Origin of the sequence: Alteromonas sp. AMM-1, from assembly GCF_047290655.1 — a bacterium.
Classification (GTDB): domain Bacteria; phylum Pseudomonadota; class Gammaproteobacteria; order Enterobacterales; family Alteromonadaceae; genus Alteromonas; species Alteromonas mangrovi.
Genome location: NZ_JBLBUE010000101.1, coordinates 1 through 12,436, shown reverse-complemented (window position 1 = coordinate 12,436; position 12,436 = coordinate 1). Strand labels below are relative to the sequence as shown.

13 protein-coding genes are annotated in these 12,436 nt (G+C 47.6%); 1 reads left to right on the top strand and 12 read right to left on the bottom strand.

The features are described from left to right. From ACLR2L_RS14260 to ACLR2L_RS14205, 12 genes are all read right to left on the bottom strand, one after another. Nucleotides 1-684 (bottom strand): DUF3369 domain-containing protein (locus tag ACLR2L_RS14260; RefSeq protein ID WP_413368932.1); only part of this gene is annotated, 684 nt, incomplete at its 3' end. 3 nt (nucleotides 685-687) lie between these two features. Beyond that, on the bottom strand, nucleotides 688-2,307 hold the full coding sequence (locus tag ACLR2L_RS14255) for a sensor histidine kinase (RefSeq protein ID WP_140960485.1): 1,620 nt from the start codon (nucleotides 2,305-2,307) through the stop codon (nucleotides 688-690). A gap of 195 nt (nucleotides 2,308-2,502) precedes the next feature. Then, nucleotides 2,503-3,492 (bottom strand): RNA polymerase sigma factor RpoS, encoded by a 990-nt coding sequence (gene rpoS / locus ACLR2L_RS14250; protein ID WP_140960487.1) that lies wholly within the window; start codon nucleotides 3,490-3,492, stop codon nucleotides 2,503-2,505. A 73-nt stretch (nucleotides 3,493-3,565) separates the two neighbouring features. After that, on the bottom strand, nucleotides 3,566-4,387 hold the full coding sequence (locus ACLR2L_RS14245) for a peptidoglycan DD-metalloendopeptidase family protein (RefSeq protein ID WP_413368928.1): 822 nt from the start codon (nucleotides 4,385-4,387) through the stop codon (nucleotides 3,566-3,568). Between the two features lie 17 nt (nucleotides 4,388-4,404). Then, a complete protein-coding gene (locus ACLR2L_RS14240; protein WP_413368925.1) occupies nucleotides 4,405-4,983 on the bottom strand; it encodes a YqaA family protein in 579 nt (192 codons plus the stop codon). After that, on the bottom strand, nucleotides 4,980-5,615 hold the full coding sequence (locus ACLR2L_RS14235; protein ID WP_413368923.1) for a protein-L-isoaspartate(D-aspartate) O-methyltransferase: 636 nt from the start codon (nucleotides 5,613-5,615) through the stop codon (nucleotides 4,980-4,982). Before ACLR2L_RS14235 ends, ACLR2L_RS14240 begins: the two co-directional genes overlap by 4 nt. A 41-nt stretch (nucleotides 5,616-5,656) precedes the next feature. Then, nucleotides 5,657-6,400 carry a 5'/3'-nucleotidase SurE gene (surE, locus tag ACLR2L_RS14230; RefSeq protein WP_413368921.1) on the bottom strand — a complete coding sequence of 248 codons (744 nt, stop codon included), beginning with the start codon at nucleotides 6,398-6,400 and terminating at the stop codon, nucleotides 5,657-5,659. A 45-nt stretch (nucleotides 6,401-6,445) separates the two neighbouring features. After that, nucleotides 6,446-7,510, bottom strand: coding sequence for a tRNA pseudouridine(13) synthase TruD (gene truD, locus ACLR2L_RS14225; protein WP_413368935.1), 1,065 nt, complete (start codon nucleotides 7,508-7,510; stop codon nucleotides 6,446-6,448). Further along, nucleotides 7,507-7,983, bottom strand: a complete 477-nt coding sequence (gene ispF, locus ACLR2L_RS14220; protein WP_304539679.1) for a 2-C-methyl-D-erythritol 2,4-cyclodiphosphate synthase — start codon at nucleotides 7,981-7,983, stop codon at nucleotides 7,507-7,509. Before ispF ends, truD begins: the two co-directional genes overlap by 4 nt. Then, the gene (ispD, locus tag ACLR2L_RS14215) at nucleotides 7,983-8,687 is read right to left on the bottom strand and encodes a 2-C-methyl-D-erythritol 4-phosphate cytidylyltransferase (RefSeq protein ID WP_413368919.1); all 705 of its coding nucleotides are present in this window, start codon (nucleotides 8,685-8,687) and stop codon (nucleotides 7,983-7,985) included. Before ispD ends, ispF begins: the two co-directional genes overlap by 1 nt. 3 nt (nucleotides 8,688-8,690) lie before the next feature. Continuing rightward, nucleotides 8,691-8,981: a cell division protein FtsB gene (ftsB, locus tag ACLR2L_RS14210; RefSeq protein ID WP_140960503.1), complete on the bottom strand. Its 291-nt coding sequence runs from the start codon at nucleotides 8,979-8,981 to the stop codon at nucleotides 8,691-8,693. A 155-nt stretch (nucleotides 8,982-9,136) separates the two neighbouring features. After that, complete coding sequence (locus ACLR2L_RS14205; RefSeq protein WP_413368917.1) at nucleotides 9,137-10,849, bottom strand: TIGR03545 family protein; 1,713 nt, start codon at nucleotides 10,847-10,849, stop codon at nucleotides 9,137-9,139. 357 nt (nucleotides 10,850-11,206) lie between these two features. Here ACLR2L_RS14205 and ACLR2L_RS14200 point away from each other — a divergent pair. After that, a partial coding sequence (locus ACLR2L_RS14200; protein ID WP_413368915.1) for a proline dehydrogenase family protein occupies nucleotides 11,207-12,436 on the top strand: 1,230 nt, incomplete at its 3' end.

Genomic DNA, 12,436 nt, shown 5'->3' with positions numbered 1-12,436 from the left:
TTGGCCGGTAGAAGCCAGAATACGGCCATTGCTTCTGATAGCATCGGAATTTGATCCGGTTGACCAATAAATCGCACTGGAGTCGATTTGCAAAATATTCATAATTTCTTTCAATACGGCAGTTGCAAACGCGTTCAATGAATTTGAACGAAGCATGTTACCGGTACTTTCAATAACCTGACGCAGTCCTTTGCGATGTGATTCAATTGTACTGATGTCCCGGTATGAGCGCAGACCGCTATACATCAGGGTTTTAAGCTTTTGACTGGTGAGTTCGGTTTTTTCCTTGTAGTCGTTAATATCGTACTTTTCGATCACCTCGTGTTCTGGGGCCTGACCCGGTTGCCCGGTTCGCAGTACTAACCGACACATAGTATTGTTTAGCTCTTTGCGAACCCAATGTACCAGATCCAGACCCGCATGGTCGTTTTCCATCACCACGTCTACCAAAGCCAGTGCAATATCCGGGTTTTGTAAGAACACGTCTTTTGCTTCTTCCGCTGAGTAAGCATGAAGGTACCGAATAAGTTTTCCTTCAAAGCGAAACCGTTTAAGGGTGAGTTCTGTTACCCGGTGTATTTCGGCTTCATCGTCAATAATGAGAACGGTATACTCCGGCTTTTCTTCCGGTTGCTCTACGGTGTTCTGACTGGTGCTGGCCTGATTGGCAAATAAGGGGTTCATGATTTACACACCTTCTTGTTTGTTTATATCGTGCAAAATAAACGAAATGCAAAACCCTTCCCCTGGTACGCTGTCGTAATGCACATCACTGTCGAGTTTACTTTTCACCAAATTATAGACTACGCTCAATCCCAGCCCTGCATTGCCTGCGCCGCGTTTGGTGGTAAAAAAAGGTTCAAAGACTTTCTTTAAGTCCCGTTCGTTAATCCCTATTCCGTTGTCACAAAACATAAATTCATAGTCATTGCCAGAAGGTGTCAGGGTAAGGGTAATTTCACATTGTTCCTGATCAGGTTTGATGGCATGGATAAGTGTGTTAGATGTTAAGTACGATAGAATTTGTGTGATCACAGTGGGATAGGTTTTTACTATTGCCGATGAGGGGAGTTGTAGCGTAAACAGAATCTTACTGGTATCGGAATTGACCCGGTAATTAGCTACGTATTCAGTTATTACTGAGACAACATCTACTTCTTCGGTTTGGCTTGCGTCATCTGAATTCAGCACCGCAACCCGTTTAAAACTCGATACAAGTTTTGACGCTCGTTGCATATTATTTATCGATAGATCGATAATATCTTTGGCTGACACCAGAAAATCTTCGAATTTTTGTGAATCCAGCACACCCTTCTTAAAGTCTGCTTCCAGTTCTGCAAGCAGTTCTCTCATGTGGGAGGTACTGGTAATGCTAATCCCCAGTGGTGTATTAACCTCGTGGGAAATACCGGCTACTAACCCGCCCATTGCGTTGATCTTTTCTGCCTCGATGATTTTTTCCTGAGCAAATCTGAGTTGTTCAATTGCCTCGGACTTTTCATTATGGAGATGCGAAATTCGAACAGAATAGGTGTGCAGGGAGTAAATAAAGAATGCAATTACGGCAGACAGCAAGGGGATGATTAAATACCAGTATTGCTCGGGGCTGAACTGACGTCGAATAGTGATTTCCCAGCTGCGATCAAAAAAATCCAGTTCGGTAACATAGGCATCCAGCGATAACCTGTCTTTGCTGATATGGTCGTACAAGAGATAGGGTTTTCCATTGATGTACTCATTCAGTACAAAATCTTCTGCAATTTCATTGTCCAGGACCAGGCGGAACGCTTTCTCAAAGTCATACAAAAATAGCAGTATGCCCTCGCTGTCAGGCATGTTGTAAAAAACACCGATCAGGTTATGTCCATACTCATTGAATATAGGCGTAGTAAGGGCTTCGCCCACCGGCAACTGAGACAAGGTTTGTACGTTTGTTGCGTGGAATATTGCCTTTTCCAACGTGCTTTCATCGATACCAGAAGACGTTTGGAAAAGAGGCGCTTTACGGGTAAATATTTCGTTGCCGAAATACGCTACACCGGCAAGTGGCTTAAAGTGTTCAAACAAAACGGCGGTGTAATTATCAAACTCTTCTTTAGACACTGCGTTAGATGCAAGGTAGAAGCTCTCTATTGAACGAACCGGATAAGCCAGGTTTGAAAGTTCTTCCTGGGTAAGTAATACAAATTGTGTTACTGGCGTAACAAAATTCAGTTCTTTGTCTTGTTTTATCAGCGCACTGGCAATGTAAATTGCGCTAAAAATCAAGATGGCTGATGCCACTAATACGTATTTCAGTGATCTCATAAAACCGTTCAACACAACCTGCTTACACTAACTTTAATACAAAAACAAAATATTGCGTCTTTTCCCGTAGATTACTGATATCAGTGCAAGAAAAGCAGAATGTAATGGATTAAAAAGAAGAGAATTCAAGCAACAAATAACATGCTATATTCGACACGGAACAACCGTGTCGAATACGCATCTGTTATCTATGAACTAGTTGAATTTGTTGAACAAGCTTTCCAGATCAAGACCCTGGTGGCCTAACATGTCTCGCAATCTGCGCAGACCTTCAACCTGAATCTGTCTTACCCGTTCGCGGGTGAGCCCAATTTCGGCACCCACATCTTCCAGCGTTGAGGGTTCATAACCCATCAGTCCGAATCGACGAGCCAGAACTTCGCGCTGCTTGGAGCTTAGCTCCTGTAACCAGCCAACAACATTGTTTTTAATATTGTTGTCTTGTAACTGCTCTTCAGGACTGGTGTCGTTGTCATCAGCCAGTATATCCAGCAGCGCTTTATCGTTTTCCCCACCTATTGGTGTATCAACCGAACTAATGCGTTCGTTCAGGCGCAACATTTTACTGACTTCGTCAATCGGCTTGTCCAGGAATACGGCAATATCTTCAGCGGTCGGCTCATGATCCAGCTGTTGTGCCAGTTCACGCGCAGCGCGCAGATAGACGTTAAGCTCCTTAACGACATGGATAGGTAAACGAATAGTGCGCGTCTGGTTCATGATCGCACGTTCGATTGTTTGGCGGATCCACCATGTAGCGTATGTCGAGAATCTGAATCCTCTTTCAGGATCAAATTTTTCCACCGCCCGGATCAATCCCAGGTTACCTTCTTCAATCAGGTCCAATAATGCAAGGCCCCGATTGTTGTAACGGCGCGCAATTTTCACTACCAGCCGAAGGTTACTTACAATCATTCGTTTTCGGGATGCTTCACAACCTTTTAATGCTCTCCGGGCAAAATGTACCTCTTCCTCAGCCGTTAGCAGAGGTGAAAAGCCAATTTCGCTCAAATAAAGCTGGGTTGCGTCTAAGTTTTTAGCAACTTCCTCTTGGTTAAACCAGGTATCAACCTGGTTGTCGTCGGTTTCTTCAGTGAACTCATCATCGGCTGTATCAGCCATGTCGATGTTTTCAAGTTCGTCTTGGGGTGTAGCTTCGATGACAGCGTTATTTTGTTGACCCACAACTGTATCTCCTGCGTTATGTTACCTTTCGACGTTCTCCGGTTTCCTTAAATATTATTATTTATTGTTATTATTATGGTTGTTTGGGCAGATACTTGAGAGGGTCTAGCGACTTTCCGCGGTATCTGATCTCAAAATGTAATTTGTTCGTTGTGGTGCCTGAGCTACCCACTTTACCAATCACTTGTCCGGCTTCTATCCAGTCTCTTTCGCTAACAGCAATACTCTCGTTGTGAGCGTAAGCACTTAAAAACGAGTCCGTGTGTTTTATTATTATTAGATTTCCGTACCCGCGAAGCGCGTTACCAGCGTAAACCACTTTTCCCGCCGCGGCTGCAACCACATTGCTGCCTGGTGGTGCGTAAATGTCTACGCCATTGACTCCGGCTTCCGCACCATTTTGTGACTGTTCAAACTTTCCTTTTGCAGGCCATTGCCACTGGCTGACCCGCTCTGGAAACTCGTTAACTAACCGTTTGCTTTTTTTGATATTCGCTTGTGTTACAGGTTTGTTAACATTTGGTTCACAATCACAATACGCCTGGCTCTCTTTAGGGTCAATAGACATTTTTGTATTTTTTTCGCTGGTCGTACCAGTTGGTTTTTTGACATTAGACGAAGGTCTTAGGTTACTCGCGAGAGGTTGTAAATGCAGGGATTGGCCTGGATAAATAACATAAGGTGAAGCGAGATTATTCCACTTAGCAATATCCTGATAATCGTTGCCGGTATACCAGGCAATGGCAAATAACGTGTCACCGGATTGCACTGTATAGCTGGTTTGTTTTGGTGTATCAGGTAATTCAGGCTGGCTGTTCAGTATCACTAAAGGTGCGGGGCGAGACGGACTACTGCAACCTGCAAGAGAGAGGGTCAGGCAACAGCAGGCTACCATGATCCGCCGAAGCGGGGTTAACGCAGGATAAGATAAGCGGCTACGGCTAGAATAATGACAGCCCATCCTATGACCTCAACATATTTTCGTAATTCCTGTTCCATTCTGGCACCGCCCCAGCGCATGAGTCCTGCCACCAGGTAGAATCTTGCTCCACGGCCAATTGCCGATGCTAACAAGAAGGGTAAGAAGGCCATTTGAAGAAAGCCTGCACTAATCGTAAACACTTTATAGGGGATGGGGGAGAAGCCGGCAATAAATACAATCCACACACCGTATTGTTCAAACCAACCCATAGCGGTTTCTAGTTTGTGCGTATAGCCTGCCGACTCTATTATTGGCTGCAACCAGCTTTCAAAAGCCAGATACCCCAGCGCATAACCAGCAATGCCTCCGAAAATTGAAGCAATGGTTGTGATCATGGCAAAGTGCCAGGCTTTATTTGGGCTGGAAAGCGACATGGGGGCCAGCATCACATCGGGGGGAACGGGAAATATAACCGATTCCGCAAAACTCAGACCTGCCAGGTAGCGTGCTGCCCAGGGATGTTTTGCCCAGCGTAATGCCAGATCATAACAGGGTTGAAATAGCTTCAAAGTAGCGCTCCTGCTACTAATGGTACAAAACGGACGGCTTCGATAGTTTTTTCCTGGAGTTGGCCGCCGATTTTATCGATACACAGCAATTGCTGGTTATCATCGCCAACCGGAATAATTAACCTGCCACCTTCATTTAACTGGTCGGTTAACGCTACCGGCAAACTGCTGGCTGCTGCGGTAACAATAATGCGGTCGTAAGGCCCTTTACTGGCCCAACCTTGCCATCCGTCACCGTGCTTCATTTTCACATTGTGTAAATCGAGCTGGTTCATTCGACGCTTGGCCTGAAACTGCAGGGCTTTTATTCGCTCAACTGAAAAAATATGAGGAAACAACACAGCTAATATGGCGGTTTGATAGCCTGAGCCTGTTCCAATTTCCAGTACATTATTGGCAGGTGTCGCAGACGCAAGCAGCAATTCACTCATTTTTGCCACGATATAGGGTTGTGATATGGTTTGCCCCTGACCTATGGGTAATGCCGTATTTTGATAGGCCTTGTGTTTTAGTGCATCGGGAATAAAAATCTCCCGCGGGACACTGGCAATCGCATTTAATACCCGCTGGTTGCTCACGCCTTCATCGCACAGTAATTGTGCCAGTATTTCGCCTTTTGTTGTTTTTCTCATGCAGTTGTTATCTTCGTTGAATGTTGCTGTGTTGGCAGTGACTACATTGCCAACCACTTCTCCATGTCTTTAATACTATCCCGGGCCGTCATATCAACGGTTAACGGTGTAATTGAGCAATAGCCATTTGCAATGGCGTGAAAATCTGTGCCTGGTCCGGCATCCTGTTCTGCTCCAGCCGGACCATACCAGTAAATTTCCCGACCGAACGGATCGGTTGCCTTTACCATCCCTTCTGCACGATGGCGACGCCCCTGACGGGTTACTTTTATGCCAGCCAGTTCTGCATAGGGCACATCGGGGACGTTGATATTCAGAATCTGATTTGCCGGTAACGGATGACTCAGTAGTTTTTCAATGACATCGCATACCACCCGCGCAGCGGTTTCAAAGTACTTACCTTCATGACTGCATAGCGATACGGCAATTGCCGGCAGCCCCATATATCTGCCCTCAGTTGCCGCCGCTACGGTGCCCGAGTAAATCACATCATCGCCTAAATTAGCGCCGTGATTGATGCCCGACACCACTAATTCCGGATCTTCCTCTAAAAAACAGTTCAGGCCAAGGTGCACACAATCTGACGGCGTCCCGTTTACAGCGTAAAATCCGCTGTCCATTTGCTGAATTCGCAATGGTTGATGCAAAGACAAAGCATTGCTGGCGCCACTGCAATTGCGATCAGGTGCAATCACCGTAACGTCATGCTTCTCTTTCAAGGCGCGATACAAAACGGCAATACCTTTTGCAAATACGCTATCGTCGTTACTCAATAAAATCTTCATAGTTGCCCTGATGTATTGGTGTGCTAACCAGTTAACTGATCATACTTAACTGCCCAATTCCGTGATCTGCGCGCATTCGCGTAGCACGGACGTTGCAAAGCACCCTGGAGGCAGGAAAAATCGAATGTTTAATGTATCACCTTGGGTGTTGCATTCAAGCTGTCGGGGCCAAATAATTGCGGCGCGTCGCTCCATTTTTAGTCCCTGCCCGGCCAAAAAAGCCGTCACCTCGCCATACGGGTTAAACGTGCTATGCTCGAGCGCCTCTGCCTGCCCCTGGCTCCCCAGGTCACCCTCGCCCCACAAAGGGATAGTGGTAGAAATATCTTTGTCAGCCAAACGTTGAGCTAATGAGCTATCGTTATCACCGGCAATAAAAATACTGTTTGAACCGCTCAGATTCATCACATCGCCTGGCAATATTGTGCTCAGCTTGCCCGCATTCAGACGAATGGATAGTCCCTCGTTAAATAACCAGCTGCGCAGGGCTGATAAGGCCATTGAACGTTTGTTGCGATTGCGAATGTCCTCGCCATTTATCATGCGCTCAGCCATAAGCAGATTGCCACCGCGTTGTACTTCACCCGATTCCTGCAGGCGTTGTACACCAAATCGCTGGCTGCCATAGTAGTTTGGCGCGCCTTCACTGGCGATCTGATTTAAGCGTGCCAACACTTCATCTTGCCCGGTTACGTCGCGCAGTGTGATATCAAAATAATTGCCCTTTAACTGACCAGTGCGCAGTTTTTTATTGTGGCGTTTTGCTTCGATTATTCGGGCGCCCTCAAGCGCAAAGGCAGACCAGTCAAACGCCTGTTTTCCCGGCACGTGTATACCAAACCACTGGCGCGTAACTGCGTACTTGTCCTTTCGGCCTGCATAAGTCACCTGGCGAAGTGGCAATTTGCAAAACTTCGCCAATTGTTCGGCAACAAAGGCTGTGTTCAGGTTCGTTTTTTCCAGATACACATAAATGTGTTCACCGTCTCCGGTTAAGTCATATCCCAGACTTTCGTTAACCTGAAAATCCTCGGGCTGCTGTTTAAATACAGCGGTGGCAGATGGCAGGCCAAATCGGAAGGCCCAGTGTTCAGTTGTTAGCTGCATTATGATTTCGCCATTAATAACACGACGGCGTATGCCGCAATGCCTTCTTTACGGCCAGCAAACCCCAGCTTTTCAGTGGTGGTGGCTTTTACATTTATATTATCAATACTCACACCACAATCCGCAGCAAGAAGGTTGCGCATAGCGTCGATGTGAGGCGCCATTTTAGGGGCTTGCGCAACGATGGTCGTGTCGGCATTGCCAAGGACGTATCCCTTTTGGTTGATTAAACGCATTACATGGCGGAGTAACACCCTACTGTCTGCGCCGGAATAGGCTTCATCGGTATCCGGAAAGTGTTTGCCAATGTCGCCTAACGCCATTGCTCCAAGCAATGCATCACATAACGCATGTATCAGCACATCGCCGTCTGAATGCGCCAGCAAACCCTGCTCGTAGTCAATCTTTACGCCGCCAATGGTAATGGGCCCATTACCGCCAAATTTGTGCACGTCGTAGCCATGCCCAATTCGAATCATTGCTGTTCACCTTGTTGAAGATAAAATGTTGCCAGCGGCAAATCTGCCGGGCGGGTTACTTTTATGTTGGCCGGATTGCCATCTATCAGCAATACGTCTTTGCCCGCGAACTCCATTGCCGATGCTTCATCGGTAATGTCGGCGCCGGCGGCGAGTGCCGCGTTAAGCGCCCGACGCAATTCACCAGCGCGAAATAGTTGTGGTGTAAGTGCGTGCCACAAATTGTCGCGACTTTCGGTATGTGCAATAACCGCAGGCGCACTGTCTGATTTAGCACGCTTCATAGTATCGCGCACTGGCGTTGCCAGAATGCCGCCATTGAAATCCGCTTTTTGAATATGGCCAATGAGTGTGTCTAAATCCTGCTGGCTGATACAGGGACGGGCAGCGTCATGTACCAGCGCCCATTCATCCTCATTAAGGGCTGCCAGCGCATTGTTAACTGAGACGGCCCGGCTATCGCCGCCCTCTACGGTTGTTAACCAGGGCGCGTTGTGAATAGAAAGCTGGTGGAAATACGTATCATCAGGGTTGAGGGCTACCACAATTCGCGAAACCGCAGGGTGTGCTTTTAACGCTAACAGCGTGTGTTCCAGAATAGTGTATTTGCCAATGGTTAAATATTGCTTGGGTTTATTGGCTTGCATGCGCGCCCCAATGCCAGCCGCAGGGACTACGGCCACAATTGTCGGAACAGTCATTTGCTATTCTTCTTCTGAGGGTAATATTCGATAAAAGGTTTCGCCTCGCTTAATCAGGCCCAGCTCGTTGCGGGCACGTTCTTCAATGGCTTCAAGACCAATGGTAAGATCACTGATATCGGCTTTCAGCAGCGCATTGCGCTGCACAAGATTTGCATTTTGCAGGGCCTGCTTTTCCGCTTCCTGCTGTTTGGTAACGTAGTCCGGGATACTGTTTTTACCGAACCACAGGCGATACTGTAATAAGCCCAGTAGCCCCAGTAATACCAACAATATCCACTTATCTCGCCACACAGTGTTTACCTGTTTTTTTAATTGTATCCGGCAATTTACTGTGTTTACCGAATGGTTTTCATTAGGGCTGAATGGGCTGTTACCAGGCCCTTCCGGCTGCGGCCATTGGATACTTGTTCAGGCTGGCAGCCGGTTTATTATGCCGCGCTCAGTGTTTAACGTCCATCGCCTTTGTTGAACAGTTTATTCAACAGTTTTTCCTTTTGTTTTTCAACGGCATTGTTCAGGGTGGTTTTTAACAGTTCATCCAATGTCGCGCTATCTTGCTGCGTATTGCTGAGTAATCCGGACAAATCACCTAACTCGGTTGATAGTGCAGATGACTGTGTGGCCACCATTTGCTGCAGGCGATTTTGCAACTTGGTTAAATGTGCTTGCTTTTCTTTATCCAGCGATGCAAGTGCTGCACTGGCTAATCGCGTGTCTAAGTCTGATGCTAAGGCGAACTTGGGCGCAGTGAGACTGCCGGAAATGTCGAGGTTGATCCCCAGGTCGTGTAAGTCTCCCAACGCACTCGCAACGGCATTAGTGACTTTGTCGCTGCCTGCTGCCGCCAGTACCAGTTCAGATAAATCAACACTGCCACCGCCACTGAGCTGGTTATCGGTAATGGTAAGCGCCCCTGCGGAGGCCAGTAGTGCCTTTTTAATCGAGGCATCAAGGCGTTTGTTTTCAGTAAGGGGAATACTGTCTAACAGCAGGCCGGCAATTTGCCAGCTTTGTTTGGCATCCAATCCGTTTTCGTCCAGGAAGAACTCGCCTTCAGTGCGGAACTGCTGTTTGCCCTGATTCGCTGCGCTAAGTAAAAACGTGGTGGGGTTGCCAAAAATACTGTGTACGTTGGTAATGTTTTTCCAGTCTCCGCTAAGCAGTGTATCCTGCCAGTTAACCGATACATTGGCCCGGCGTATCAGTACCTGCATCGGGTCGGTAACTTCTTCGGCTTCCTCCGCTGCGGGTTCGCCCTTGAGTAATGGCACAATAATGTCAAACGCAGCAAACAAGTACTGATTGTATTCTGCTGCTTTAGGTCCAAATACCGCTGCTGTTAGTTGCGAAAGTGCAGCCTGATCACCAGCGTAAATCCCCTTTAGCAGTTCATAGTCTTCCTGAGGTGCTGATTTGAGCGCTTGCAGTGAATCTGACATGGCAGATTTTGCTTCTGACGCTTTGTCGGTAAACGCGGAGATTAGCGCTTTGTCCTGCTTAATGGATTCTTTTAATTGTTCAAGGGTTTGCTTGGCCTGCAGAATCGCGGCCGGGTCTTTTAAATTGGTTTCTTTCAGCGCTTTAACCTGGGCTTTGTATTGCTCAAGTTTGGCTTTGTCTGGCAATGCTTCGTAGTCTTGCTTCAGACCGTCGGCATAAGTGTTATAGGTTTGCTGGGCTTGTTCCACTGCGGCAGTGGTTTTTAAGGGGGAACGGGCCAGTAATTCATCTACGCCAGGCAGCGCTTCTTTGGCTTCTGCCAGTAGTGCTTCGAAAGATTGCCCATCAGGCTGTTTCAAGACTATACCTGGCGTTTTGCGGGGCTGATCAAATGCTACGTTGGTAACGGCCAGTTCATTCATGATCAACTGGTTGCTAAGTAATGGCCAGAACTCCACGTCGCCTTTTAGCTGGCCAACCACTACCTGATTGCGATCTGGTTTGGCCGGATTCGTTAGTTCAATGGAATCAATGCTAACGCTAAGCGGAAATAAGTGGTGCTCAAACTGCCCAATATTCACCTCGGCACCATACGACTGTGTGAGTTGAGACTCCAGCACAGACTTGATCAGACTGTCTGCGAACAACCAATACAGCACAACTGGCACTAATAAGATGGCCAGTGTCCAGGTTGCCAGTTTTCCCGCTTTACTTTGCATGAATCACTCCTTTAAAAAATAGATGTCCCGGCTGCTGATTTTGCATTCTGGCAGCGCCGAACAGCACGCTTTATATACGGTTCACCTTCACATACCGCATGAATCCTGCTAAGCGTCGGGATAGCCTTGACGCACCCATTTCAGCCCGATACTGTGGCAACTAAATAGTACGTTACTACACGCGTTATCTGCGGACCGTTAATCACAGAGCATAGGCGGCGTGTCAGCCTTTCGCTACACTATAGGGATTAACCTGATGCGTTCCGACAAAACGCAGTGGCAACGTAAACTACTACCGCATGAAAGACGGTAAGCATATTAACTTTTTATACGACAGATTGTACACAAAGGGGTTCAATGTTAACGCAACGCACTTTTTCTACGGCCAGTCCAATCCGCCAGCGGATCAGGGATTTCTATCGCATTCCTGAGACCGACGCGGTTGACCAGATTTTACCTATCGCGGAAGTGAACCCAAGAGCGCGCAGCCGCGCCTGGGAACGAGCACGCCGTATGGTGCTGCAAATTCGCCGCGAGCAGGAAAGTCATGGCGGCGTGGACGCACTGCTAAATGAATATTCGTTGTCCACTGCTGAGGGTGTAGTGCTTATGTGTCTGGCAGAAGCCTTATTGCGCGTGCCAGATAAAGCCACCCAGGACGAATTGATTCGCGACAAGCTCTCTAAAGGACAATGGACACCGCATTTGGGCAACAGCGAATCCTTATTTGTAAATGCCTCTTCGTGGGGATTGCTGTTCACCGGTAATATGGTGAATTACGCCGACAAGCGCAAGAGTGAGCAGTTCGGCCTGCTCAAGAAAACATTAGGGCGTCTGGGTGAACCTGTAATACGCCGTGCCATGAATATTGCCATGAAGGTAATGGGCCGCCAGTTTGTGATGGGCGAAACCATTGAAAATGCCGTTGAACGGGCGATTGAGAAAGAAAAGAAAGGCTATGTCTACAGCTATGACATGCTGGGCGAAGGGGCGCGAACTGCCAAAGATGCTAACCGCTACTATGAGTCGTATGTAAAAGCGATCAAAGTCATCGGTAAAGCTGCTGGTGGAAAGGGGCCACGTAAATCGCCCGGGATCTCGGTAAAGCTGTCTGCTATTCATCCGCGCTATGAGTTTGTGCAGTATGAGCGTGTAATGGCTGAACTGCCAGCCAAACTCAAAGCATTGTGTCTGATGGCAAAGGAATACAATATTGGATTAACGGTTGATGCTGAAGAAGCGGATCGCCTGGAAACTTCACTGGATATTATTGAAACGGTGTTCCGCGATCCCGAACTGGCAGGCTGGGAAGGGTTTGGCCTGGCGGTGCAAGCCTATCAGAAGCGTGCTATTCACGTAATTGAATGGTTGCGGGAACTCACGCAGGATGTCGGCCGTAAGATGATGGTGCGGCTGGTAAAAGGCGCGTATTGGGATACTGAAATCAAGCTTACCCAAATGGCGGGATTGGATGGTTTCCCGGTGTTTACCCGTAAGTCGTCAACGGACGTGTCTTATCACGCCTGCGCAAACCGCTTGCTCGCCTACCGCGATTCTATATATCCGCAGTTTGCCACTCACAATGCC